Raw genomic sequence first — 24453 nt, 5'->3', positions numbered from 1 at the left:
CCACCGTGCCAGGTCCCGCCGTACGGGACACGGAAGTTCACAGATTTCCCACCGGCCGCCGCACCCCCGGGTCACACGATCGGGGGCGGCCCCTCCTTCGGGCGCCCGACGACCCCGGGACGCCGCTGCCAGGGACGCGGGCCGGACGCCGGGCGGTACTCGACGCCCAGGGCGTCCAGCCGCGCGTAGTGCGTACGCATCCGCGCCGCGAAACCGGCCCAGTCGCGCTCCGCGGGCGCGGGCAGATCGGACCAGGCGACCTCGGCGAAGGCCGACAGCCGCGGGTAGACGGCGTAGTCCACCGCGCGCGCCGAGTCCAGCACCTCCGTCCAGACATTGGCCTGCGTGCCGATGACGTGCGCGGCCTGCGCCGCGGTCAGCTCCGGCGGGACGGGTTCAAAGCGGTAGACGTCCTCCAGCGTCCGCACGTGCGCGATCGGCACCGGCTCGTCCGGCCCGTCCGCCTGCCGCCAGTCCAGGTAGACCTGCGTCTGCGGGCACATGACCACGTCGTGCCCGGCCCGCGCCGCCGCGATCCCGCCCGCGTAGCCCTGCCACGACGACACGGCCGCGCCCTCCGCGAGCCCGCCCTCCAGGATCTCGTCCCACCCGATGAGCCGCCGCCCGCGCTCCGCCAGCCACCGGTCGAAGTGCCGGATGAACGCGCTCTGCAGCCCGTCCTCGTCCCCGACGCCCAGCTCCGCGATCCGCGCCTGCGCCGTCGCCGACTCCCGCCACTGCTCCTTCGGGCACTCGTCACCGCCGACGTGCACGAACGTGCTCGGGAAGATGTCCAGCAGCTCGCCGAAGACGTCCTCGTAGAACCGCAGCACGCCCTCCGTCGGCGCCAGCACGTTGGGGTTGACCCCCCAGCGGTCCAGCACCCCCAGCGCCGCGGTGTCCACCACGTCGGTGTTCCCCAGCTCCGGGTACGCGGCGATGGCCGCCTGCGAGTGGCCCGGCACGTCGATCTCCGGCACCACCGTGATGTACCGCTCCGCCGCGTACGCGACGATCTCCCGCAGGTCGTCCTGCGTGTAGTAACCGCCGTGCGGCCGCTCGTCCCACACCTTCGACGGCGCGAGCCCCACCCGGGTGCGCTCCCGCCACGCCCCGACCTCGGTCAGCCGCGGATAGCGCGTGACCTCCATCCGCCACCCCTGGTCGTCCGTGAGGTGCAGATGCAGGACGTTCAGCTTGTGTGCCGCCATCAGGTCCAGCTGCCGCAGCACCCCGTCCTTCGGCATGAAGTGCCGGGCCACGTCCAGCAGGAAGCCGCGCCACCCGAAGCGCGGCCGGTCCTCGATCTCGCACACCGGCAGGCTCCACCCGCCGCCCCCCGGCAGCGGGGCGCGCCGGAAGGCCGCCGGCCCCAGCAGCTGCCGCACCGTCTGCGCCCCCCAGAACACCCCCGCCCCGTCCCCGCCCGTGAGCTCCACCCGCTCCGGCGTCACCTTCAGCCGGTACGCCTCGGGGCCCAGCTCCCCGTCGACCCCGAGGCTCACCACGGCGTCCCCCGCCGCCCCGAACTCCACGCCGGTGGCCGCGCCCAGCACGCCCCGCACCCACCGCGCGGCGCGCTCCGCCCCGGCCCCCACGTCCAGCCGTACGGCGTCCCCCAGCGCGAAGCGCTCTTCCCTCACGTCTGCCCGCACGACCTGCGGCGCCGGAATCAAGTCCACGCCGCCCATCTTGCCCCGTGCGGTGCCCCGCGGGCGGGGCGGGTACGTCAGCGGCTTCCCACCGCGGTGGGTGCCCGCGCCTGGCGGCGCGGGGTTCTCCCACCCGCACCACCCGTGCAGGTAAGACGTCCTCTGACGGTTCTCCTGTGGGGCTCAACCACCATCGGCGGCGAACCCGCCGTACAACCCGGAGGGGGACGGTGCGGGGTGCCCCCGCAGGAATGCGCTTCCCCGTACCTCACCAACACCGAAAGAGGGCAAACGCGCATTCCGAGGAGGTGCCCCGTGCCGGCACCCGACCCACCCGCCGGGCCGCCGCGAAGGGGCGCGGGGAACGGCGCGAGCAACCACCCACCGGCGCAAGGTCGCGCAACACACCGCAACCCACCGCCCCGGGGCGAACCCCCTAAGCCCCCGCCAGGGTCAGATCGCGCGGCGGGCCTGCAACGACGCCGCCCCCGCCACCGCCCACGTCGCCGCGAGCCAGCCCGCATGGGCGATCGCGAGGTCACGCCACGTGGCCCGCGACGCGGAAGCGGCCACCGCCCCCGCGAGGCTCGCGCCCAGCAGGAGCGCCGGGACGACGATCTGGAGCCGGCCGAACCAGGAGAAGAGGAACGCCCGCCGGGCGAACTCGGGCCCGTACCACCAGTGGACCCCGGCGACGGCGACCGCGACCCCCGCGGCGCCGGCGACGGTGACGGGCACGGCCGCCCACAGCGGCCACAGCTCGCGCCGCCACGCGCGGTCGGCGACGAGCCCGGTGGTCAGGAGCGGCGCGACGGGGATGACGGCCCCGACGTGCGCGGCGCGCAGCCGCCACAGCCGGTCGCCGGCGGCGAGGTCCGCGGCCAGTTCGGTGCGCACCGTCGCGCGGATGCCCCGCATCCGCGCCACCGCCCCGGTGCCGGTCCGCCGGCTGTGCATCCGTACGAGCACGACGAGCAGCAGCGCGGTCACGAGGAGTACGGCGCCGGCCGCGACGAACTGCCAGTCGTCGCCGGTCTCGATGCGGTAGAGCTGGATCGCCCAGAGCACGGCGACGGCGACCCCGCCGGTGAGGAGCCCGGCGCGCGGCGCCTGGAGCTGCCCGGGGTCGGCCCCGAGCAGCAGCGAGCGCTCGACCGCGGCCCGGTGCTCGGCCCGCAGCCGCCGCGGCATGCGGCCCAGCACGCCGCGTCCCGCGCTGAGCGAGCGGGCGAGCGCGACCTGCGCCTCGGCCTCGCGCGGGGCCAGCTCGACGGCCCTGCGGGCGGCGGCGACCGCGTCGGGGACGCGGCCGAGCCGCCGGTAGACGTCGGAGAGCAGCACGGCCGGCTCCCAGCCGTCCGGATCCGCCCCGCCCGCGCGCAGCGCGACGATCAGCGCGTCGTGGACCTCGTCGAGTGAGAGAAGGACCACACCGGCCAGGACGAAGACGTCGGCCGCCTCCGCGGGCCCGGCCAGGGCGAGCGCCCAGTCGACGGCCTCGCGGGCCTCGGCCGGGCGCCGCTCCTGGGCGAGGACCCAGGCGCGCAGCAGGTAGCCGGCGCTGCCGTTGCGCTCCACGAAGGCGTCGCCGACCACGGCGTGCGCCTCCGCGAAGCGCCCCTGCGCGACGAGCGCGTGGACGCGCTCGCCGCTGGTGGAGTCGTCGTCGGGCGCGTCCGGCGTACCGAACACGCCTCCGTCACCCTCGTCTTCCACGGGCCTCCCCTGTCCGCCGGAAGGGCGTCAGGCGTTGCCGCCGCTGCCCTTGCCGGACTTGTCCTTGCCCCCGCCGCCGAGCGGCATGCCCTCGTAGATCTCCTTGCACATCGGGCAGACGGGGTATTTCTTCGGGTCGCGTCCGGGGACCCAGACCTTGCCGCACAGGGCGACGACGGGCGTGCCTTCCAGCGCGCTCGCCATGATCTTGTCCTTCTGGACGTAGTGCGCATAGCGCTCGTGGTCGCCGTCACCGTGGGAGAGCTGCGGAGTCGGCTCGACCAGGGTGCCGGTGCCCGCCCCGCGCTCGGGCTCAAGAGTGCTCATAAGAGACAAGACTAGTTGAGGGAGGGATCGTCGGGATACGTGGCCACCATGGCCAGCTCGCTCCGCTGCCGGCGCAGCACGGAGCGCCACAGCCGCTCCGGGTTCGGCGCGGACACGTCACCCGGCTCGGACTCGACGACGTACCATGCGCCGTCGGTCAGCTCGCGTTCCAGCTGGCCGGGGCCCCAGCCGGAGTAGCCGGCGAAGATGCGCAGGGAGCCCAGCTCCGCGGCGAGCAGCTCGGGCGGGGCCTCCAGGTCGACCAGGCCGATCGCCCCGTGCACGCGCCGCCAGCCGAGCAGCTCGACCGCCTCGCCGGGGCGCGGCTCGCCGGGCACGACGGCCAGGCCCAGGGCGGAGTCCAGCGAGACCGGTCCGCCCTGGAAGACGACCTGCGGGAGCACCGCGAGGGCCGCCCACGGCTGGAGGACGTCGCCGACGCCGACCGGGGTGGGGCGGTTCAGGACCACGCCGAGGGACCCCTCGGCGTCGTGGTCGAGGAGCAGCACGACCGCCCGGTCGAAGTTGGGGTCGGCCAGCTTCGGGGTGGCGACGAGCAGCCGTCCGGTGAGCGAGGACACCTCGGTCATGGTCCACATGATCCCGCATGCGGGCCGCGCTGGGGAGTCGTCGCAGGGACCGGTGGGCAGCGCCCGGGCGCGCCCGCCGGTGGTACGCGCGGGCGTGCGGCGGCGGGTGCGCCGCCGGCCCCGCCGGTAGGCCGCGGGCGGTACCCCTCGGCAGGGCAACAGAAGGGGCGCGCGGGGCGCATTACCATTTCCCCTGTTCCTCTTGTTCTGCTGTTCCACGGCTCCACGGCTCCACCCGTTCCGAACCGTTTCCGACGATCGCGAGACCATGACCGACATCGCCGATGTACTGCTTGTCCATGGCGGAACCCCTCTCGAAGGCGAGATCCGGGTCAGAGGCGCGAAGAACCTCGTGCCGAAGGCCATGGTCGCCGCCCTCCTCGGCAGTGAACCCAGCCGGCTGCGCAACGTGCCGGAGATCCGCGACGTCAAGGTGGTGCGCGGGCTGCTCCAGCTGCACGGCGTGACGGTCGAGGCCGGTGACGAGCCGGGCGAGCTGGTGCTCGACCCGACCCGGGTGGAGAGCGCCAACGTCGCGGACATCGACGCGCACGCGGGCTCCTCGCGCATCCCGATCCTCTTCTGCGGTCCGCTGCTGCACCGCCTCGGCCACGCGTTCATCCCGGGCCTGGGCGGCTGCGACATCGGCGGCCGGCCGATCGACTTCCACTTCGACGTGCTGCGGCAGTTCGGCGCGCGCATCGAGAAGCGGGCCGACGGGCAGTACCTGGAGGCCCCGCAGCGGCTGCGCGGCTGCAAGATCCGGCTGCCGTACCCGTCGGTGGGCTCGACCGAGCAGGTGCTGCTGACGGCGGTGCTCGCCGAGGGCGTGACCGAGCTGTCGAACGCCGCGGTCGAACCGGAGATCGAGGACCTGATCTGCGTCCTGCAGAAAATGGGCGCGATCATTTCCGTCGACACCGACCGCACCATCCGCATCACAGGTGTGGACACGCTGGGCGGCTACACCCACCGGGCGATCCCCGACCGGCTGGAGGCGGCGTCCTGGGCGAGCGCGGCGCTCGCCACCGAGGGCAACATCTACGTGCGCGGCGCGCAGCAGCGCTCGATGATGACCTTCCTGAACACCTTCCGCCGGGTCGGCGGGGCCTTCGCGATCGACGACGAGGGCATCAGGTTCTGGCACCCGGGCGGCCCGCTGGACGCCATCGCGCTGGAGACCGACGTCCACCCCGGCTTCCAGACCGACTGGCAGCAGCCGCTGGTGGTCGCGCTGACGCAGGCGTCGGGGCTGTCGATCGTGCACGAGACGGTGTACGAGTCGCGGCTCGGCTTCACCGAGGCGCTCAACCAGATGGGCGCGCACATCCAGCTCTACCGCGAGTGCCTGGGCGGCAGCGCGTGCCGTTTCGGGCAGCGCAACTTCCTGCACTCCGCGGTGGTGTCCGGGCCGACCAAGCTGCAGGGCGCCGACCTGGTCATCCCCGACCTGCGCGGCGGCTTCTCGTACCTCATCGCGGCGCTGGCGGCGCAGGGCACCTCGCGGGTGCACGGCATCGGCCTGATCAACCGCGGCTACGAGAACTTCCTGGCCAAGCTGGAGGGCCTGGGCGCGCACATCGAGGTGCCCGGCGTGCCCGCGCCGGCCTCCGGCGAACCCCCGGCGGTCGCGGTCGCCTGACCGGGCGTCCGGTCGTGCGTGAGGGCGGCCTCCCCGGTGCCGGGGAGGCCGCCCTCACGGTTTACGGCGTTGCCTGGGCCCATGAGGCCGGGCGCGCAGCTCAGTTGCCCTTGGCGGCTTCCTTGAGCTTCGAGCCGGCGGAGACCTTCACGCTGTAACCGGCCGGAATGCTGATCGGCTCACCGGTCTGCGGGTTGCGGGCGGTCCGGGCGGCACGGTGAGTGCGCTCGAAGGTCAGGAAGCCGGGGATGGTGACCTTCTCGTCGCCCTTGGCCACAATCTCGCCGACGGTGTCGGCGAGAGCGCCGAGAACGGCGTCGGCGTCCTTGCGAGTCACCCCGGCACGGTCGGCCAGCGCGGCCACCAGCTCACTGCGGTTCATATCTGTGTACTCCCGTGTTCTTTCTGCCATGGGGGCGCGAGCTCGAAGCTGTTGCTGTGTGCCTCACTGCCCAGGTGTGCATCCTGCCCCCATATATGGGCCGAAAGCCAATCGCCTGCCCGCGCGAGTCGCGGAAAAAGCGGTGCGGGACGGCCGGGATGACGGATTGTCGTCCGGTGTTCGACGCTCGGAATACGATTCCGGCGCTTTCCCTTACAGCCCCGCGGCCGGCTCCGTCGTGACGGCCGCGGAGACCGCGGGCCCCTGCGCGCGCGCCGCCGCCCGTACCGCGTTGGCGACCGCGCCCGCGACGCGGTCGTTGAAGACGCTGGGGACGATGTAGTTGGCGTTCAGCTCGCCGTCGCCCACCACATCGGCCAGCGCGCGGGCCGCGGCCAGCATCATCTCGGTGTTGACCGTACGGGACTGGGCATCCAGCAGGCCGCGGAAGACGCCGGGGAAGACCAGCACGTTGTTGATCTGGTTGGGGAAGTCGCTGCGCCCGGTGGCCACCACGGCGGCCGTCCGGCGGGCCTCCGCCGGGTCCACCTCCGGATCCGGGTTGGCCAGCGCGAAGACGATCGCGCCGTCCGCCATCGCGGCGACGTCCGCGCCGTCCAGCACGTTGGGCGCGGACACCCCGATGAAGACGTCCGAGCCCACCACGGCCTGCTTGAGGGTGCCCGTCACGCCCTCCGGGTTGGTGTTGTCGGCGATCCAGCGCAGCGCCGAGCCCTCGGGGGCGTCCACCAGGTCCTCGCGGCCCGCGTGCACCACGCCGTGGATGTCGGCCACCACCGCGTGCTTCACACCCGCCGCGATCAGCAGCTTCAGGATCGCCGTACCGGCCGCGCCCGCGCCCGACATGACGACCCGCAGGTCGCCGATCTGCTTGCCGACCACCCGCAGCGCGTTCGTCAGCGCCGCGAGCACCACGATCGCGGTGCCGTGCTGGTCGTCGTGGAAGACCGGGATGTCCAGCGCCTCGCGCAGCCGCGCCTCGATCTCGAAGCAGCGCGGCGCGGAGATGTCCTCCAGGTTGATGCCCGCGAAGCCCGGCGCGATGGCCTTGACGATCGCCACGATCTCGTCGGTGTCCTGGGTGTCCAGGCACAGCGGCCACGCGTCGATCCCCGCGAACCGCTTGAACAGCGCCGCCTTGCCCTCCATCACCGGCAGCGCGGCCTTCGGCCCGATGTTGCCGAGCCCCAGCACCGCGGAGCCGTCCGTGACCACGGCGACGCTGTTGCGCTTGATCGTCAGCCGCCGGGCGTCCTCCGGATTCTCCGCGATCGCCATGCACACCCGCGCCACGCCCGGCGTGTAGACCATCGACAGGTCGTCGCGGTTGCGGATCGGGTGCTTGGACTGCATCTCGATCTTGCCGCCGAGGTGCATCAGGAACGTACGGTCCGACACCTTGCCGATCGCGACGCCCTCGATGCCGCGCAGCTTCCGGACGATCTCCGCGGCGTGGTCCGTCGAGCTGGCCGCGATCGTGACGTCGATCCGCAGCCGCTCGTGCCCCGACGCGGTGACGTCCAGACCCGTGACCGATCCGCCGGAGGACTCCACCGCGGTGGTCAGCGCGCTGACCGCGGTCCCGCCGGCCGGGACCTCCAGACGCACGGTGATCGAGTACGAGACGCTTGGCGCCGTTGCCATGACGACCTTCTTCCGGTTACTGCGGTGTGCTGAGGGTGAGGGGGTACGTCGTGGTACCCCCGGTACCCGTGGAACATTACTTCCACGATGTGAATCGACGGCAACGCCCGGGTTCACCCTCGCGGCGGGGAAGAGCTTCCCGGAATCGTTTGTTAGCCTGGGTACGGCACCGGCCCGATCCAAGCCCCCGGGCCCAACCTTAGGCGCTTCGAGCGCCCACTTGCCGCGAGGCGAGCATGGCGGGTCGGTGTCACCAACCTACGCCGGGTGCCCCGGTCGGGCCCCTGCTCTTCCGGGGCGCGGGCCCCTTTGCCCCACGGGCTGCCCCTTTCCCGCCGTCGCGCGGGGCTCGGGCCCCTTTGCCCCACAGGGTGCTCCCTCCCGCCGTCGCGGGACCTTCCCTTTCGCTGTGGCTTGTCGCGCAGTTCCCCGCGCCCCTGGTTTGTTGCCCTGCGCGGCATGCGCGAGCCCCTGGCGGGCGCTTCCCCTGCGGGGGGGCGGTCTTGCGCGCGAGGGCGAGCGTTTTTCAGGGGCGCGGGGAACTGCGCGCTCAGCCCCCACAGGGGGAAAGGCGACATGCCACGCCAAGTGGCAATCACCTCAGGGGCGCGTAAGGGCACCTCACGGGGCAGCCCGGGGCGGAGCCCCCCGCGCTCAGGGGAGGAGGAGGTCCGGGACGCCCGCCGGGTTCGGGGAGTCGAGGGGGGTCGCCAGGACCGCGAGCCGCTGCGTCGCCCGCGTGAGGGCGACGTACAAGACGCGCAACCCCGCAGGGGATTCCTCCGCGATTTCCGCCGGGCTCACGACGAGCGTCGCGTCGTACTCCAGACCCTTGGCCTCAAGGCTGCCGAGCGCCACCGCGCGGTCGCCGAGCCCCTCCAGCCACTCCCGCGCCTGCGCCCGCCGGTGCATGGCGACCACGACGCCCACCGTGCCCTCCACCTCGCCGAGCAGCCGCGCGGTCTGCGCGCGGACATCGGCGCCGAGGTCGTCGCCCGCGACGCAGAAACGGGGCGCGAGCCCCGTGGAGCGGACCGCGCGCGGCGGCTGCGTCCCCGGCATCGCGAGGGCCAGCACCGTCGAGGCGACCTCGGCGATCTCCGCCGGGTTGCGGTAGTTGACGGTGAGCGTGAAGCGCCGCCGCGGCCGCGAGCCGAGCGCCTCGTCGCGCGCCTGCCCGGCCTCGTCCACGTCGGACCACGAACTCTGCGCGGGGTCGCCGACGACCGTCCAGGTCGCGGCGCGGCCCCGGCGCCCGACCATGCGCCACTGCATGGGCGTGAGGTCCTGCGCCTCGTCCACGATGACGTGCGCGTACTCCGTCCGCTCCTCCTCCAGCCGCTCCGCGCGCCCGCGCCGCCCGCCGGCCGTCCGGTCGGCGTACGTGGTGACCTCCTCCAGGCCGGTCAGCTCGTCGAGCGGGTCCGCCTCGCGCCGTACGGGCCGGGGCAGCGGCCCGAGGAAAGCGGCCAGCTCGTCCAGCAGCGCGACGTCGTGCGTGCTGACGCCCGTGCGGCGCAGCGAGCGGGCGACGCGCCGGACGTCCGGCGGGGTGAGGACGCGGCGCGCCCACCGGCCGAGCCGCCGCTCGTCGGCGAGCGCGGCGAGCACGGTGCGCGGCTCCAGCAGCGGCCACCACGCGTCGAGGAAGCCGGTGAAGTCCTGCTCGGTGCTGATGTCCTCGTCGAAGCCCTGGCGCTCCTCGGCGGCGAGTTCGGCGTCGTCGAAGGTCCGCCCGGTCTTGCGCCACAGCGCGTCCAGCAGGAGCCGGCGGGCGCGCGGCCGGAGCAAGTTGACGGGCGCGGTGCCGCCCAGCACGGTGCGGCGTACGGCGGCCAGCTCGCCGGAGTTCAGCTCGATCCGCCGCCCGAAGGCCACGACCCGCAGCGTCTCGGGGGCGCCGGGCACGGCGTCCAGGCAGCCGCGGGCGGCGTTGCGCAGCACCTTGAGCATCCGCAGCGAGCCCTTGACGCGGGCGACGGCGGGCTCGTCGTACAGGTCGGCGGTCACGCCGTCGACGAGCGAGCCGAGCGCGCGGATCGCGACCTGCCCCTCCTCGCCGAGCGAGGGCAGCACGCCCTCGGTGTACGCGACCAGCAGCGGCGTGGGGCTCACGCACAGGATGCCGCCCGCGTAGCGCCGCCGGTCCTGGTAGAGCAGGTACGCCGCGCGGTGCAGCGCGACCGCGGTCTTGCCGGTGCCGGGGCCGCCGGTGACCTCGGTGACGGAGGCCGCGGGCGCCCGGATGACCATGTCCTGCTCGGCCTGGATGCTCGCGACGATGTCCCGCATGGTGTGCGTCCTGGCCTGGCCGAGCGCGGCCATGAGCGCGCCGTCGCCGACCACCGGCAGGCCCGTCGTCAGGTCCGGGCGCAGCAGGTCGTCCTCGACGCCCAGGACCCGGCGGCCCTTGGAGCGGATGACCCGGCGACGCACGACACGCCCGGGTGCGACGGGCGTCGACCGGTAGAAGGGCGCGGCCGCGGGCGCCCGCCAGTCGATGACGAGCGGGGAGTAGTCGGCGTCCAGCACACCGATCCGGCCGATGTGCAGGGTCTCGGCGATGTCCGCGGTCCGGTCGGGACGGATCGCGTCGTCGGCGGGCTCGACGGAGGTGTACGCGCCGTCCGCGCCCTTCTGGCCGTCCTTGCCGCGCAGCAGGTCGATCCGGCCGAAGAGGAAGTCCTCGAACTCGCTGTTGAGGCGGTTGAGGTGCACCCCCGCGCGGTAGACCTGCGCGTCGCGCTCGGCCAGCGCACCCGGCGTACCGACGTGGCCCGCCTTGGCGGCGTCGCTCATCAGGAACTCCACCTCGTGGATCTTCTCCTCGAGGCGGCGGTAGACCCGGTCGAGGTGGTCCTGCTCGACGGCGATCTCCCGCTCCCTGGTGCCGCCGCCCCCCTGCCGGTCCTGAACTGCGGTCTGCGCGGCCACGCAGGGCCCCCTTCGTCCTTCGTCCGTACGTCATGCTCGCGCCCGCGGTGTTCCGGTTCCGTGCCCCGTTCCGCGCGAACGACAGCCTGCAACCGTACGCGACCTGCGCGCTTCTGCCCACCCGGCGGTACCGGCCCGACCTGTCGGATTCGCCCCGGTGGGCCCGGGGCGGCCCCGCTCAGGCGTTCCGCAACGCCGGGCCGGTACGGCGGCGGTGCCGGGCGACGCGCTCGCGGTTGCCGCACACCTCGCTGCTGCACCAGCGGCGGCGCCTTCCGCGGGAGGTGTCGAGGTAGACCAGCGAGCAGTTCTCGCCCTCGCAGCGGCGCAGCTGGGAGCGGGCGACGGGGTCGGTGAAGAGGTCCACCGCGTCCCGCGCCACCGCCGCGAGCAGCGAGGCCGCGTCCGGGGGCGCGGCGAGGGTGCGGGTCAGCTCGCCGTCGGGGGCGAGGGCCGCGCGGGGAGCGGGTGGGGCGGGGCGGGCGAGGGCGTTCAGCCGCGCGATCGCCTCCGGCGGGGGCGGGGCGGGGGTGAGCTGGGCCTCGACCAGCTCCTCCAGGAGGGCGCGCAGTTCGCGCAGGCCGCGGGCCCAGGCGGCCCAGTCCGCGTCCGCGGGCAGCGGGGTCCCCGGCGGGACCAGGCCCGTCCCGTACAGCCACTCGGTGACGCGGTCGGCGCGGTCCAGGCGCTCGCCGACCGGGCGGGCCACGCGCGTCGCGACGAGGTCCAGGCAGACCCGCCCCCCGTCGAACCTCAACTCCCCCACCGTCCCCTCCCTCCCACACCGTCGCCCCCCAGAGTGCCCCGCCCTAGCCGGGGGGGCTAGATCCGTGACGCGCCGGGTTGCCTGTTGCGGTGTGACGCGCGACCTTGCGGTGGTGGGTGGTTGCTCGCGCAGTTCCTCGCGCCCCTTCGCGGCAGCCCGGCGGGTGGGTCGGGTGCCACTCCGGGGGTACCTCCTCGGAATGCGCGTCCGACCTCATGAGCCAGGTGACGGGTCTTGCATGCGCATTCCTCCGGGGGCACCCCCGGATCGTCCCCCTCCGGGTTGTACGGCGGGCTCGCCGCCGACGGTGGTTGAGCCCCACAAGAAGACCGGCACTTTTCGCTCCTACCTGCACGGGTGGTGCGGGCGGGCAAACCCCGCGCCGCCAGGCGCGGGAAACCCCCGCGGCGGGAAGCCGCGGACGTACCCCTCACCCCGAAGGGGCTGCGTACTTGTCGGCGTGCGGGTCGAGCGACAGGCGATACCCCCGCTTGACCACCGTCTGGATCAGGCGCGGAGCGCCGAGCGCGGCCCGCAGCCGAGCCATCGCCGTCTCGACGGCGTGCTCGTCCCGCCCGGCGCCGGGCAGGACCCGCAGCAGATCCGCCCGGGAGACGACCCAGCCGGGCCGCCGGGCCAGCGCCCGCAGCAGGGCCATACCGGCAGGCGGCACAGGCCGCAGCGCACCGTCGACGATCGCGGCCTGGCCGCGGATCTGGACCTCGTGCCCGGCGACGGGGAGCGGCCGGACCCGCCCCGGCAGCTCGCGGGCGATGAGCTGGACGAGGGGACCGAGGCGGAAGCGCTCGGGCTGGAAGGTGGGGACGTCGTGCGCCTGGAGGGGCAGCGCGGTGACGGGCCCGACGCAGCCCGCGAGGACGTCCGTGCGCAGGGCGTCGAGGAAGGCGTCCAGGCGCCCGCGCTGCGCCGCCCGGCCGAGGAGCGAGGCGGCGGCGGGCGCGCTCGTGAAGCTCACGGCGTCGAGGGCACGCGAGGTCACCGCGTCGAGGAGGCGGTCGACGGGCCCCAGGTCCTCGGGCGGCATCCAGCGGTAGACGGGGACGGCCACGACGCGGGCCCCGGCGGCCCGCAGGGACTCGTTGAAGCCGGGCAGCGGCTCACCGTGCAGCTGGACGGCCACGCAGCGGCCGTCGACGCCCTCGTCCAGGAGCCGTTCGAGCACCTCGGCCATGGATTCGGACGCGGGCGACCACGCCTCGGTGAGGCCCGCGGCGCGGACGGCGCCGCGGACCTTCGGCCCGCGGGCGAGGAGTTCGACCTCGCCGAGCCGCCGCAGCAGCGCCTCACCGAGGCCCCACCCGTCAGCCGCCTCGATCCAGCCGCGGAAGCCGATCGCGGTGGTGGCGATGACGATGTCGGGCGCGTCGTCGAGCAGTTGCTTGGTCGTGTCGAGCAGCTCCGCGTCGTCGGAGAGCGGCACGATCCGCAGCACGGGAGCGCGCAGCACGGCGGCGCCGCGGCGCTCCAGCAGCGCGGCGAGCTCGTCGGCGCGGCGGGCCGCGGTCACACCGACGGTGAAGCCCGCGAGGGGGGGCACCGCCGTGGGAAAAGTCGGCTCCATCGTCTCGTCCACCTTGCCGCTCGGTTTCCTGTCGCACCCCGCCGCCCCGCCCGGGGACTGGCATCGTCCCAAGGCGGGGTGACAGGTTCGGTTCGCCGGGATTTCCCGGGTGTTACGTGGTGCGCGCCGCTCACACCTCGGCGTACGCGGCGACCGCCTCCGGCGTGCTCGCTTCGCTGCCGCTGCCGGTACGGGCCGGGCGGCGCAGGTATACGGCCCAGGTGACGGCGAAACAGACCGCGTAGTAGGCCAGGAAGGACACGAACGCCGGGGTGCCGTCCGCGGTGTTCAGGAAGGACTCGCGGAAGGCGAGGTTGATGCCGACACCGCCGAGGGCGCCGACCGCTCCGATGAGGCCCATGGCGGCGCCGGACAGCCGCCGGGCGTGCGCGGCGGCGGCCTCCCCGGCGAGCCCGGAGGCCTCGGCCTTCTTCTGGAAGATGCCGGGGATCATCTTGTAGACCGAGCCGTTGCCGAGCCCGCTGAGCACGAAGAGAGCGATGAAGCCGGGCAGGAAGAGCCCGAGCGACTCGCGTGCGGAGGCGGCGATGACGACGCCGGTCGCGGCGGCCATGGCCAGGAAGTTCCACAGGGTGATGCGCCCGCCGCCGAAGCGGTCGGCGAGGCGCCCGCCCAGCGGCCTGATGAGCGAGCCGAGCAGCGGCCCGATGAAGGTGAGGTAGGCGGCGTGCAGCGGGGTGCGGCCGAACTGGTTCTGCAGCACGAGGCCGAAGGCGAAGCTGTAGCCGATGAAGGAGCCGAAGGTGCCGATGTAGAGGAGCGACATGATCCAGGTGTGCGGGTCCTTCGCGGCGTCGGCCGCGGCGCCGGTGTCGTTCTTCACCGGTGCGAGGTTGTCCATGAAGAGCGCGGACAGCAGCGCGGCCACCACGATGAGCGGGATGTAGACGGCGAGCACGATCCGCGGGTGCCCGGCGCCCGCGGTCGCGATGACCAGCAGCGTGACGAGCTGGATGGCGGCGACCCCGAGGTTGCCGCCGCCCGCGTTGAGGCCGAGCGCCCAGCCCTTCTCGCGCAGCGGGTAGAAGGCGTTGATGTTGGTCATGGACGAGGCGAAGTTGCCGCCGCCGACGCCGGTGAGCGCGGCGACCAGCATGAGCGTCCCGTACGACACCCCGGGGTGCATGACGAAGGCCGCGGCGACGGTCGGCACGAGCAGCATGGCCGCGCTCACGATCGTCCAGTTCCGCCCGCCGAACACCGCGACCGCGAAGGTGTACGGCACCCGCAGCACCCCGCCGACCAGGGTGGGCATGGCGACCAGGAAGAACTTCCCCGCCGGGTCGACGCCGTACTCGGGCCCCATGAAGAGCACCATCACCGACCACAGGCTCCACACGGAGAAGCCGATGTGCTCGGAGAGCACCGAGAAGACCAGGTTCCGCAGCGCGATCCGCCGCCCCCCGCCTTCGTTCCAGAACCCCTCGTCCTCGGGATCCCACGTCTCGATCCACCGGCCCGCCCACCGACTCATGGCGCCTCCCTGTTCGCTCCACCCGATGTCGCCCCCGACGATAGGCACACCGGGTTACCTGCCGATGGCCAAACGTCACACCGACGCAACCGTGCTCTCATTCCCCCCACGGACCCCCTGTGAGCCCCCGGAAACGCCGAACGGCGCCCCCCGCGTGCGGGAGGCGCCGTTCGGCGCATGGGATGAGTGGAGATGGCGGGAATCGAACCCGCGTCCTGTGGTGCGGAAACAGGGCTTCTCCGAGCGCAGTCCGCTGTGCTTTTCTCGGCCCCGGCGGTCACGCGGACAAGCCGCCGACAGGCCCAGTCACTGTTTGATTTCCTTCAAGGACCCGTGACCGGTCCTAGAAGTTTAGATCCCTTGATGATGCCAGGATCCGGGTCGGGATCACCCCCGGGCTGACACTTCGCAAGTCGCTACTTAGGCAGCGAGGGCGAAGGAATCGCGCTTGGTGTTGGCGATTATTGGTTGCGACATATGGTTAACGAGATCATTGCCGCTTCCTCGGCTCGCTTCCCCTGCTTCGACATCCCCAGTCGAAACCGATCATCCCCATGTGGTGTTTTCAAGGTGCACACCGGACTCACCATGGCCCGGTGGCGCTGCATCCATCGTACGTGATCAGCGCGCGGCACGGCCAGCGTATTCCCCCGCACGGCCCCCGTACGGCCCCCGGAGGGGTCAGCGCTGGCGGCGGCGGGCGGCGGAGACCGCGCGGTCCGTCTCGCGGCGGTCCTGCTTCTCGCGCAGGGTCTGCCGCTTGTCGTACTCCTTCTTGCCCTTCGCGACCGCGATCTCGACCTTGGCGCGCCCGTCCTTGAAGTACAGGGCGAGCGGCACGATCGTGTAGCCGGTCTCGTCGTACTTCTGCTGGAGCTTGTCGATCTCCGCGCGGTGCAGCAGCATCTTGCGTTTGCGGCGGGCGGTGTGGTTGGTCCACGTGCCCTGGGTGTATTCCGGGATGTGCACGTTGTGCAGCCACGCCTCGCCGCCGTCGAGCTGGCCGAAGCCGTCGACGAGGGACGCGCGGCCCTGGCGCAGCGACTTCACCTCGGTGCCCGTGAGCACCAGGCCCGCCTCGAACGTGTCCAGGATGAGGTAATCGTGCCGCGCCTTCTTGTTCTGCGCGATCAGTTTGCGACCGGTCTCTTTTGCCATAGCGGGCCCATTCTCGCACTACGAGGGGGTGCCGAGGCCAGCCATTACCGAGCGGGCTTCGGCGAGGGCGTCGTCGCCGCCGGCCACCTGGACGTCCGGCTCGATGCCCTGGCCGTCCACGCTGCGGCCGTCCGGCAGCCGGTAGTGGCCGACGGTCAGCTCGGCGACGGAGCCGTCCGGCAGGGTGCTGGGCATCTGCACCGAGCCCTTGCCGAAGGTGCGCGAGCCCACGACGACCGCCCGCCCGCGGTCCTGGAGCGCGCCGGCCAGCATCTCGGCGGCGCTCATCGTGCCGCCGTCGACCAGCACCACCAGCGGCACCGCGGTGTCGCCGCCGGGGTCGGCGTAGAGGGCCCGCTGCTCGCCGTGGACGTCGTAGGTGGCGACCAGGCCGCCGTCCAGGAGGGCGGAGGCGGTCGCGACGGCCTCCTCGACCAGGCCGCCGGAATTGCCCCGCAGGTCCAGCAGCACGCCGTGCCGGGCCGCCTGCACGGCGGCGCGCACCTGCTTGCCGGTGCCGAGCGAGAAGGCGTCGACGGCGACGAGGGTCGGGCCCTGCGGGCCGTCGGGGTGACTGACGGTGACCGCCTCGGTGGGCAGCGTGGCCCGCTGCACGGTGGCGGACAGCCGGCTGTCGCCGCGCAGCAGCACCAGCGTCACGGAGCTGCCGGGGACGTTGTCGCCGCGCAGGTCCGCGACGACCTCGGTGACCGCCAGGCCCGTGCACGCCGTGGCGTCGATCGACACCAGGACGTCGCCGACGCGGATGCCGGCGGAGGCGGCGGGGCTGCCGGACTGCACACGGGCGATCTCGACCCGGCCGCCGTCGACCTGCCGCACCCACAGGCCCACGCCCACGTAGCGGCCGTCCAGCGCCTCCTGGAGGCCCGCGTACTCCTGCGCGGTGTAGTACGACGACCAGCGGTCGCCGCTGCGGCTGACGAGCTTGCGGGCGGCCTGCGGGCCGACCTTGCCCTGCTCGATCTGCCGCGCCAGGCCCGAGGTGTCGGTGCTCGCCCGGTCCTCGCGGCTGCCGGACGCCGCGCGGTCCTTGCCGCTGTCGGCGCCGCCGCCCGCCGCGCCGTCCGCCCGGGCGGAGTTGGCGCGGCCGGTGGCGTCGGGCGAGGGCGAAGTGGCCGCGGCCACCCGGGTCCTGTCCCGGGCCTGCGGTTCGGCGAAGCTGCCCGCGGCGGCGCCGGAGGCGAGCATCGTGCCGAAGACCAACGTCAGGGCGGCCCCGCGGCGGATGCGGCGGGGCGTCCCGAGGAGCAACAGGCCGGACATGGCCGGAAGTCTAGGCGAGAAACGGGCGTCGTACGGAAAGATACGACGTCCGCCGGTAGGTGCTGTGGACACCGCCCGCGCGCCCCTCTCCGCTGCCCGTCATACCTTCAGATAGCGGCGCAGCGCGATGAACGCGGCGAGCGCCGGCATCAGCACGCCGATCAGCAGCACCAGCGGCAGCACCTTGACGACGGAGTCCCAGCCCAGGAAGGACACCAGCGGGATCTTCTCCTGGAGCTTCAGGCCCGCGTCGATCATGAAGTACCGCCCGCCGAGCAGCATCACGCACGCCACGCCCGCGCCGACGAGCCCGGCGAAGGCGGCCTCCATGATGAACGGCATCTGGATGTAGAAGCTGGACGCGCCGACCAGCCGCATGATGCCGGTCTCACGGCGGCGGCTGAAGGCCGACACGCGCACGGTGTTGATGATCAGCAGCATCGCGACGGTGAGCATGAACGCCAGCGCCACGTAAGCGGCCTTGGTCATACCGCCGAGCAGCGCGAAGAGGTTCCTGAGGGTGTCGCGCTGGTCCTCGACCGACTGCACGCCGGGCCGCCCGTTGAAGGCGCTCGCGACGACGGCGAACTTCTTCGGGTCCTTGAGCTTGACCCGGTAGTTCTCCGGCATCTGGTCGGGCGTGATGGAGCTGGCCATCGGGGAGTTCTTGAACTGCTTCTCGTAGTTCTTGTAGGCGCTCTCGGAACTCTCGTAGTAGACCTTCTCCACCACCGGGAGGGCCTTGATGTCCTTGAGGATCTGGCTCTTCTGGTCGTCGGTGACCGCACCCTTGGCGCAGCTCGTCGTGGTCGTGGCGTCGGCCTTGTTGCAGAGGTAGACGGTGACCTGGACCTTGTCGTACCAGTAGCCCTTCATCGAGTCGACCTGCTTGTTGGCGAGCAGGGCGGCACCGGCGAGGGCGAGCGAGAGCGCCACGGAGATGATCACGGCGAAGGTCATCGTGAGGTTGCGCCGGAGGCCGACGCCGATCTCCGACAGGAAGAACTGGAGGCGCATGGGGGGTCGGGGTCCTTTCGGAAGGGGGCTGCTGTCGTACGGCCGCTCCGCCGGGCCGCGGCCCGTAGGGGCCTGCGAGGCTTCCGGCGGGGGCCAGCGGGGGCGCCGCCGCGGGCGCTAGTGCTGGTAGCCGTAGACACCGCGCGACTGGTCGCGCACCAGCCGCCCCTTCTCCAGCTCGATGACGCGCTTGCGCATCTGGTCGACGATGTTCTGGTCGTGCGTGGCCATGACCACGGTGGTGCCGGTCCGGTTGATGCGGTCCAGCAGCCGCATGATGCCGACGGACGTCTGCGGGTCCAGGTTTCCGGTCGGCTCGTCCGCGATCAGCAGCATCGGCCGGTTCACGAACGCGCGGGCGATGGCCACACGCTGCTGCTCACCACCGGACAGCTCACCGGGCATGCGGTCCTCCTTGCCGGACAGACCCACCAGGTCCAGCACCTCGGGCACGGTCTTGCGGATCGTGCCGCGCGGCTTGCCGATGACTTCGAGGGCGAAGGCGACGTTCTCGCCGACGGTCTTGTTCGGCAGCAGGCGGAAGTCCTGGAACACGGTGCCGAGCTGGCGCCGCATGTGCGGGACCTTCCAGTTCGACAGCCGGTTGAGGTCCTTGCCGAGGACGTGCACCATGCCGGTGTCGGTCCGCTCCTCGCGCAGGATCAGCCGCAGGAAGGTCGACTTGCCCGAACCCGACGAGCCGACCAGGAAGACGAACTCACCCTTCTCGATCTCCAGTGATACATCGCGCAGGGCGGGACGGTTCTGCTTCGGGTAGGTCTTGGAGACGTTGTCGAATCGGATCACGTTCGCACCAATGGTTTGCGGGGTGAGCGGACTGGGGATGAGGGCGACACTACGCGAGAGCACAAGCGGTGCGCAGTCGCCGTGGCGGGTTCGTGCGCGGTCCCACAGGGCATAACCGGGCAAGCTCTGGCATTCCTGTCCGGCGGCCGCCCGCGGGCTCCGGCTCGTTCCCGCGCCCCCTTGCGCGCCCCGCCCGGGAACCTGGCACAGTGGAGAGAGCGTGTCCCCTTCGAGAGCGCGGTGAACGCACGGCGGCGCAGGACTAGAGCCAGGGCCGCTCGGGAACGATTCACCCACCGGTAGCGTTCACCGGACGGAGTGAGGAGATCACCATGACAGTCGACCGGCTGGTGTGCGCGAACTGTTCCGGCCCGGTGGCCGAGGGCCGCTGTTCCGTGTGCCGCGCCAACCGCGCGCGCATGCAGCAGGAGCCCGGCTGGTCCTCGATATCCCCGGCGACCCTCGTCGCCCTCCTGGTGGCCCTCCTCGCGGTCGTCCTGGTCGTGGAGCACGCGACAGCATAGCTTTCCGTCACACTCCGTGACGATACGGGGCCCGGAACGCTGGCTGCGTTCCGGGCCCCGGTGCTGTGCGTGGCAGCCGTCAGGCCGCGGTACCGCCGCCGCGGCGGCCGGCCAGGCGCGGGGTCAGCGTGAAGCCGACGCCGCCGGCGATCAGGGTCGCCGCGCCGAGCAGCATGAACGTGGTGCCGCTGGAGCCGGTCTCGGCGAGCTGGCTCGTGGTGGTGCCCTGCGGGACCGGCGCCGTGTTGTCGGTGCTGGTGTTGTTGTTGCCGCAGTCGACGCTCTCGCCGGTCAGCGTGCAGGTGTTGTTGTTGCCGTCGGTGCCGGTGTGGCCACCGGTGGTGCCGGTGTTCCCGCCGTTGGCGTTGCCACCGTTCTGGTTCCCGCCGTTCTGGTTGCCCTGGGACGCGCCGGCGGACGTGCCCGTCGAGGTCCCGGTGGACGTACCCGTCGAGGTCCCGGTGGACGTACCGGTGGACGTACCGGTCGAAGTGCCGGTGGACGTACCCGTCGAGGTCCCGGTGGACGTACCGTCGGTCGTACCGTCCGTGGTCCCGTCGGTCGTACCGTCGGTGGTCCCATCGGTCGTGCCGTCCGTGGTGCCGTCCGTCGTACCGTCGGTCGTACCGTCCGTGGTCCCGTCCGTCGTGCCGTCGGTGGTCCCGTCGGTCGTACCGTCCGTGGTCCCGTCCGTCGTGCCGTCGGTGGTCCCGTCGGTCGTACCGTCCGTCGTACCGTCGGTCGTCCCGTCCGTCGTACCGTCGGACGTGCCCGAGGTCGTACCGGCGGTCAGGACCGGCGGGTCGTCGTCGTCGGCGAGCCGGACGTTGACCGACGCGTGGTTGGGCGACACGGCCTGCGCCGCGCCCACCGCTGTCAGCGACGCACCGCCGGCGACGACGACCGCCGCGGCTATGCGAGCGACACGCACTCGCGTGTTGCGCTTGCTCATGAGTCAATTACCCCCAGTAGATGTCTGCTTCGGGCTGCGCAGCATCGTGGTGGTGTTGTCACTGGAGGGCTTCGACGCTCTCCCCCGTGCGCTGACTCCTCCGCGCATGCGCATGCCGCGCATTACCCTTGCGGCTTTCCGGCGGACCGTCAAGGGCATTAAGCACACAATGCACCAATTGCCCTGACGTGCGCGGCACTTCCGTACACGTCTGTGACATCGCGGGGCTGTTGGGGACTCAGGCGGCGGTCTTCTCGCGGGACTTGCGCCAGCGGATGCCCGCCTCGATGAAGCCGTCGATGTCGCCGTCGAGGACGCCCTGCGGGTTGCCGACCTCGTGCTCGGTGCGCAGGTCCTTGACCATCTGGTAGGGGTGCAGGACGTACGAACGCATCTGGTTGCCCCAGGAGTTGCCGCCGTCGCTCTTGCCGAGGGAGTCCATCAGGGCCTGCTCCTCCTGGCGGCGGCGTTCGAGCAGCTTGGCCTGGAGGACGTTCATGGCGCTCGCCTTGTTCTGGATCTGGGAGCGCTCGTTCTGGCAGGAGACGACGATGCCGGTCGGCAGGTGGGTGATGCGGACGGCGGAGTCGGTGGTGTTGACGCCCTGGCCGCCGGGGCCGGAGGCGCGGTAGACGTCCACGCGCAGCTCGGACTCGTCGATCTCGACGTGGTCGCTCTGCTCCACGACCGGCAGCACCTCGACGCCCGCGAAGGACGTCTGGCGGCGGCCCTGGTTGTCGAAGGGCGAGATACGCACCATGCGGTGGGTGCCCTGCTCGACGGAGAGGGTGCCGTAGGCGTAGGGGGCCTTGACGACGAAGGTGGTCGACTTGATGCCGGCCTCCTCGGCGAAGGAGGTCTCGTAGACCTCCGTCGGGTAGCCGTGGCGCTCGGCCCAGCGCAGGTACATGCGCTGGAGCTGCTCGGCGAAGTCGGCGGCGTCGACACCGCCGGCCTCGGCGCGGATGTTGACCAGGGCCTCGCGGGCGTCGTACTCGCCCGACAGCAGCGTCCTGACCTCCATCTCGTCGAGGGCCTTGCGGACGTCGCCCAGCTCGGCCTCGGCCTCGGTGCGGGTGTCGGCGTCGTCCTCGGCCTCGGCCAGCTCGAAGAGGACCCCGAGGTCGTCGATCCGGCCGCGCAGCGCCTCGACCTTGCGCAGCTCCGCCTGGAGGTGGGAGAGCCGGCTGGTGATCTTCTGCGCGTTGTCCGGGTCGTCCCAGAGGGTCGGCACCGCCGCCTGCTCCTCCAGCGCGGCGATGTCGTCCCGCATCCGGTCGAGGTCGAGGACGGCCTCGATCGACCCCATGGTCGAGGACAGGGATTTCAGTTCTTCGGATACATCGACGATTGCCACGGGTCCAGCCTACCGGCTGGCCGAAACAAGCCGACGCCGTGCGCCCGCCGCCCCGCCGCGGGGCCGGGGCCCCGCGCCGCGGCTCATACGGCGGCCGTCGCACGGGTGAGGGTGCCGCCCGCGGTACGGGTGAACAGCTCCAGGGTGTGCGGGGAGGCGGCGACCGTGCCGACCGCCCGGTCCGCGTCCGTACCGGGCAGCGGGGCGGCGGACCAGTCGGCGTCACGGGCGGCGGCGGCCTGGCTGCCGGCGGCGAAGGCGTAGAGGCGGCCGCCCGCGGCCACCGCGTCGGGCCGGGCGGTCGCGTCCAGGCCCTGGACGACGGCGGAGGGGCGCCACGCGCCGCCGGAGTAGGGGAGCTGGAGCACCGCCCCGTCGGCCTTGCGGACCACGAAGGCGTCAAGGGTGCCGCGTGCCTGCGAGACCAGCGCGGGGGCCGCGGTGATACGGCCGGCGGTGGGCACGACGGCCCAGGCGTTCCAGCGGTCGCCGACGAGCGAGGCGGTCACCAGGTCGCCGCCGACCCGCCCGACGAGGTCGACCCGGCCGGGTTCGGAGGACGCGGCGGCGGGTGCGGCGTCGAAGTGGGTGCGCTCGTCGACCTGCGACCAGGCGTTCCAGTCGCCGCCCGAGGTGGCCCCCGTCGCGCCGGTCATGGTGCGGCGGTAGAGCAGGCCGTCGGTGCCGAGCGCGAAGAGGTCGATCCGGCCGTCGCGGGCGGAGACCACCGCGGGGTCGTCGTCGACGTTTATGCCGGTGAGCTTGTGCCAGCGCCCGTAGCCGCCGTGGCTGTCGCGGACGACGTACCAGACGTTCTTGTCCTTGCCCCGGGCGAAGACGTACGTGGCGCCGTGCACGGCGAGCGCGCGCGGGCCGCCGGTCAGCGGGACCCCGGCGGCGGGGACGCCCTGGAAGCCGGACCAGCGCGGCAGCGCGATCGGCTGCCCGGTACGGCTCTGCGGGGCGTCGGCGGCGGCGGTCGGGGCGGCCGGGGTGGTGGCGTGCTTCGCCTGCGTCGCGGGCGGGTCGCTGGGCGGGGTGTCGCCGCGCGAGTCGCCGGAGCCGGACGAGCCGGAGGAGCCGGCCGCCGCGATGCCCCAGCCGCCGATCCCGGCGACGGCGAGGGCCGCGGCCGCCGCGGCGGCGAAACGGATGCGGCGCTGCCGTATGGCGTCCGAGACGGAGCGGTGCCGCGGGCTCGCGGGACGCCCGGGGGCCGAGGCGCGTGCCTTGGCGCTCGCGCGGGAGGCGGCGCCGTAGCCGGCCAGCTCCTCGGGGGTGGGCAGCTTGATGCTGGTGTGGGTGTCCCGGCTGGAGTCCGGGGCCGAGCCGCGCACCAGCGGTACGGCGCCGCGCCGCCGGTCGCCGCCGTCCGCGCCGGCGGGGGGCGGGGGCGGCAGCGGGACGCCCGGGTGGGCGCCGTCCTCGGTGTCGTACCCCGCGTCGCCGGGCTCGCCCTGGTCGCCGGGCACGGCGACGTCGAGGGCGGGCAGGCCGGCCAGCCGCGGCAGCAGGTCGCGCAGCTTCGCGCCCAGCTCGGCGGCCGTCAGCCGGGAGGCGGGCGCCTTGGCCAGGCACGCGGTCAGGACGCGGTCCAGCTCCGGTGGCAGGCCGGGCAGCGGCTGGACGGCCTCGGTGACGTGCCGCCGCAGCACCGCGCCGGGGTGCCCGCCGCCGAACGGCGTGAATCCGCCGAGCAGTTCGTACAGCACGGTGGCCAGCGCGTAGATGTCGACGGAGGCGCGCGGCGGCAGGCCCTCGATGATCTCCGGGGCGAGGTAGTCGGGGGTGCCGATGATGCGGGTCGCGCGGGTGCGGCGCGGGGTGTCGACGAGCCGCGCGATGCCGAAGTCGGTGAGCAGCGCGGGCGGCGCGCCGCCGGGGCCGGTCGGCGCGGCGGAGTCCAGCAGCACGTTCTCCGGCTTGACGTCCCGGTGCACGACGCCCGCGGCGTGCGCGGCGGCGAGCCCGTCGGCCACGTCCGCGGCGATCGCGACCGCCGCCTCGGGCGCGAGCCGCCGCTCCCGTTCCAGCCGTGAGCGCAGGTCGGTGCCCCGCACCAGGTCCATGACCAGGGCCAGGTCGCTGCCGTCCACGACGAGGTCGCGGATGCCGACGATGTGCGGGTGGTCGAGCGACAGCAGGGCGGTCCGCTCTTGCACGAAGCGCCCGACGAGATCCTGGTCGGACGCGAGGTCCTCGCGCAGCAGTTTGATGGCGACCGGTCCCTCGGGGCCGTCACCGAGCCACACCGTGCCCGCGGATCCCCGCCCGAGCACCTGGTGGGCGGTGTAGCGGCTGCCGATCTTCCTGGCCAAGGCTTGCTCCGACTCCTCCGACGGTCCGTCGCGTTGCCGACAAAGCTACGCGGATGAGGGGCGGTTCGGGATACGAGAGGTCGGTGAGGAGGCTTTCCGCACGAGAAATCACCCTCCAGAAGTCGACAAATCCCCTCACTGGCGTGGGCTTTGCGCTGCGGGGGGCGTATTGCGGTGGCCCGCGCGACCTTCTCTTGGTGGGTGGTTGCGCGCGCAGTTCCCCGCGCCCCCTGGTGTGCCCGGCGGGGCATCGCGCGTTCCGTGCGGGGTGGGGTCGGGTGCCAC

At 73.0% G+C, this 24453-nt stretch carries 18 protein-coding genes, 1 other RNA gene and 1 pseudogene; 2 read left to right on the top strand and 18 right to left on the bottom strand.

Annotated features, from left to right (window positions below; genetic code table 11):
• Positions 1 to 71: 71 nt before the first annotated feature.
• The 4 genes from ACH4SL_RS08720 to ACH4SL_RS08705 form a co-directional block, all read right to left on the bottom strand.
• Positions 72 to 1691: a beta-N-acetylhexosaminidase gene (locus ACH4SL_RS08720; RefSeq protein WP_398442762.1), complete on the bottom strand. Its 1620-nt coding sequence runs from the start codon at positions 1689 to 1691 to the stop codon at positions 72 to 74.
• 414 nt (positions 1692 to 2105) lie between these two features.
• On the bottom strand, positions 2106 to 3344 hold the full coding sequence (locus ACH4SL_RS08715; protein ID WP_398442760.1) for a tetratricopeptide repeat protein: 1239 nt from the start codon (positions 3342 to 3344) through the stop codon (positions 2106 to 2108).
• 51 nt (positions 3345 to 3395) lie between these two features.
• Entirely contained in the window at positions 3396 to 3695 is a 300-nt protein-coding gene (locus ACH4SL_RS08710; RefSeq protein ID WP_398181034.1) for a DUF3039 domain-containing protein, read from the bottom strand.
• Positions 3696 to 3706: 11 nt separating this feature from the next.
• Positions 3707 to 4285 carry a YqgE/AlgH family protein gene (locus tag ACH4SL_RS08705; protein WP_398442758.1) on the bottom strand — a complete coding sequence of 193 codons (579 nt, stop codon included), beginning with the start codon at positions 4283 to 4285 and terminating at the stop codon, positions 3707 to 3709.
• A 268-nt stretch (positions 4286 to 4553) separates the two neighbouring features.
• Here ACH4SL_RS08705 and murA point away from each other — a divergent pair, with 268 nt between their 5' ends.
• Positions 4554 to 5927, top strand: coding sequence for a UDP-N-acetylglucosamine 1-carboxyvinyltransferase (gene murA / locus ACH4SL_RS08700; protein ID WP_398442756.1), 1374 nt, complete (start codon positions 4554 to 4556; stop codon positions 5925 to 5927).
• Positions 5928 to 6027: 100 nt separating this feature from the next.
• Here the strand turns inward: murA and ACH4SL_RS08695 are convergent, their stop codons facing one another.
• The 11 genes from ACH4SL_RS08695 to ftsE all read right to left on the bottom strand — a co-directional run bounded on the left by ACH4SL_RS08695 (position 6028) and on the right by ftsE (position 19017).
• Positions 6028 to 6309: an HU family DNA-binding protein gene (locus ACH4SL_RS08695; protein WP_398442754.1), complete on the bottom strand. Its 282-nt coding sequence runs from the start codon at positions 6307 to 6309 to the stop codon at positions 6028 to 6030.
• A 213-nt stretch (positions 6310 to 6522) separates the two neighbouring features.
• The gene (locus tag ACH4SL_RS08690; protein ID WP_398442751.1) at positions 6523 to 7974 is read right to left on the bottom strand and encodes an NAD-dependent malic enzyme; all 1452 of its coding nucleotides are present in this window, start codon (positions 7972 to 7974) and stop codon (positions 6523 to 6525) included.
• 654 nt (positions 7975 to 8628) lie between these two features.
• Complete coding sequence (locus ACH4SL_RS08685; RefSeq protein ID WP_398442749.1) at positions 8629 to 10908, bottom strand: HelD family protein; 2280 nt, start codon at positions 10906 to 10908, stop codon at positions 8629 to 8631.
• Between the two features lie 178 nt (positions 10909 to 11086).
• Positions 11087 to 11674, bottom strand: coding sequence for a CGNR zinc finger domain-containing protein (locus tag ACH4SL_RS08680; protein ID WP_398442747.1), 588 nt, complete (start codon positions 11672 to 11674; stop codon positions 11087 to 11089).
• 430 nt (positions 11675 to 12104) lie between these two features.
• Positions 12105 to 13256: a uroporphyrinogen-III synthase gene (locus ACH4SL_RS08675; protein WP_398442745.1), complete on the bottom strand. Its 1152-nt coding sequence runs from the start codon at positions 13254 to 13256 to the stop codon at positions 12105 to 12107.
• Between the two features lie 130 nt (positions 13257 to 13386).
• Positions 13387 to 14751 (bottom strand): nitrate/nitrite transporter, encoded by a 1365-nt coding sequence (locus tag ACH4SL_RS08670; RefSeq protein WP_398442743.1) that lies wholly within the window; start codon positions 14749 to 14751, stop codon positions 13387 to 13389.
• 184 nt (positions 14752 to 14935) lie between these two features.
• Positions 14936 to 15305, bottom strand: a transfer-messenger RNA (tmRNA) gene (gene ssrA / locus ACH4SL_RS08665).
• A gap of 127 nt (positions 15306 to 15432) precedes the next feature.
• Positions 15433 to 15909 (bottom strand): SsrA-binding protein SmpB, encoded by a 477-nt coding sequence (gene smpB / locus ACH4SL_RS08660; RefSeq protein WP_398442740.1) that lies wholly within the window; start codon positions 15907 to 15909, stop codon positions 15433 to 15435.
• Positions 15910 to 15927: 18 nt separating this feature from the next.
• Positions 15928 to 17193: a S41 family peptidase gene (locus tag ACH4SL_RS08655; RefSeq protein ID WP_398442738.1), complete on the bottom strand. Its 1266-nt coding sequence runs from the start codon at positions 17191 to 17193 to the stop codon at positions 15928 to 15930.
• A gap of 99 nt (positions 17194 to 17292) precedes the next feature.
• Positions 17293 to 18210: a permease-like cell division protein FtsX gene (gene ftsX, locus ACH4SL_RS08650; RefSeq protein ID WP_398442736.1), complete on the bottom strand. Its 918-nt coding sequence runs from the start codon at positions 18208 to 18210 to the stop codon at positions 17293 to 17295.
• A 117-nt stretch (positions 18211 to 18327) separates the two neighbouring features.
• On the bottom strand, positions 18328 to 19017 hold the full coding sequence (gene ftsE, locus ACH4SL_RS08645) for a cell division ATP-binding protein FtsE (protein WP_398442734.1): 690 nt from the start codon (positions 19015 to 19017) through the stop codon (positions 18328 to 18330).
• 332 nt (positions 19018 to 19349) lie between these two features.
• Here ftsE and ACH4SL_RS08640 point away from each other — a divergent pair, with 332 nt between their 5' ends.
• The gene (locus tag ACH4SL_RS08640) at positions 19350 to 19541 is read left to right on the top strand and encodes a hypothetical protein (protein ID WP_398442732.1); all 192 of its coding nucleotides are present in this window, start codon (positions 19350 to 19352) and stop codon (positions 19539 to 19541) included.
• Between the two features lie 79 nt (positions 19542 to 19620).
• Here ACH4SL_RS08640 and ACH4SL_RS08635 read toward each other — a convergent pair whose 3' ends face one another.
• The 3 genes and pseudogenes from ACH4SL_RS08635 to ACH4SL_RS08625 all read right to left on the bottom strand — a co-directional run.
• Positions 19621 to 20493, bottom strand: coding sequence for a hypothetical protein (locus ACH4SL_RS08635; protein WP_398442731.1), 873 nt, complete (start codon positions 20491 to 20493; stop codon positions 19621 to 19623).
• Between the two features lie 238 nt (positions 20494 to 20731).
• Positions 20732 to 21850, bottom strand: coding sequence for a peptide chain release factor 2 (prfB, locus tag ACH4SL_RS08630; RefSeq protein ID WP_398442730.1), 1119 nt, complete (start codon positions 21848 to 21850; stop codon positions 20732 to 20734).
• A 1034-nt stretch (positions 21851 to 22884) separates the two neighbouring features.
• Positions 22885 to 24168, bottom strand: a pseudogene (locus ACH4SL_RS08625) (serine/threonine-protein kinase); the annotation flags it as partial.
• Positions 24169 to 24453: the final 285 nt, after the last annotated feature.

The organism is Streptomyces sp. NPDC021020, assembly GCF_044333285.1.
In the GTDB taxonomy this organism is placed as follows: Bacteria; Actinomycetota; Actinomycetes; order Streptomycetales; family Streptomycetaceae; genus Actinacidiphila.
This window is presented reverse-complemented; position numbering and strand designations above follow the sequence as displayed.

What these genes read in the sequence shown, in the direction of transcription:
- ACH4SL_RS08720 (WP_398442762.1), bottom strand. Translation starts at nt 1,691, where the DNA reads ATGGGCGGCGTGGACTTGATTCCGGCGCCGCAGGTCGTGCGGGCAGAC.
- ACH4SL_RS08710 (WP_398181034.1), bottom strand. Translation starts at nt 3,695, where the DNA reads ATGAGCACTCTTGAGCCCGAGCGCGGGGCGGGCACCGGCACCCTGGTC.
- ACH4SL_RS08705 (WP_398442758.1), bottom strand. Translation starts at nt 4,285, where the DNA reads ATGACCGAGGTGTCCTCGCTCACCGGACGGCTGCTCGTCGCCACCCCG.
- murA (WP_398442756.1), top strand. Translation starts at nt 4,554, where the DNA reads ATGACCGACATCGCCGATGTACTGCTTGTCCATGGCGGAACCCCTCTC.
- ACH4SL_RS08695 (WP_398442754.1), bottom strand. Translation starts at nt 6,309, where the DNA reads ATGAACCGCAGTGAGCTGGTGGCCGCGCTGGCCGACCGTGCCGGGGTG.
- ACH4SL_RS08690 (WP_398442751.1), bottom strand. Translation starts at nt 7,974, where the DNA reads ATGGCAACGGCGCCAAGCGTCTCGTACTCGATCACCGTGCGTCTGGAG.
- ACH4SL_RS08675 (WP_398442745.1), bottom strand. Translation starts at nt 13,256, where the DNA reads ATGGAGCCGACTTTTCCCACGGCGGTGCCCCCCCTCGCGGGCTTCACC.
- ACH4SL_RS08670 (WP_398442743.1), bottom strand. Translation starts at nt 14,751, where the DNA reads ATGAGTCGGTGGGCGGGCCGGTGGATCGAGACGTGGGATCCCGAGGAC.
- smpB (WP_398442740.1), bottom strand. Translation starts at nt 15,909, where the DNA reads ATGGCAAAAGAGACCGGTCGCAAACTGATCGCGCAGAACAAGAAGGCG.
- ACH4SL_RS08655 (WP_398442738.1), bottom strand. Translation starts at nt 17,193, where the DNA reads ATGTCCGGCCTGTTGCTCCTCGGGACGCCCCGCCGCATCCGCCGCGGG.
- ftsX (WP_398442736.1), bottom strand. Translation starts at nt 18,210, where the DNA reads ATGCGCCTCCAGTTCTTCCTGTCGGAGATCGGCGTCGGCCTCCGGCGC.
- ACH4SL_RS08640 (WP_398442732.1), top strand. Translation starts at nt 19,350, where the DNA reads ATGACAGTCGACCGGCTGGTGTGCGCGAACTGTTCCGGCCCGGTGGCC.
- ACH4SL_RS08635 (WP_398442731.1), bottom strand. Translation starts at nt 20,493, where the DNA reads ATGAGCAAGCGCAACACGCGAGTGCGTGTCGCTCGCATAGCCGCGGCG.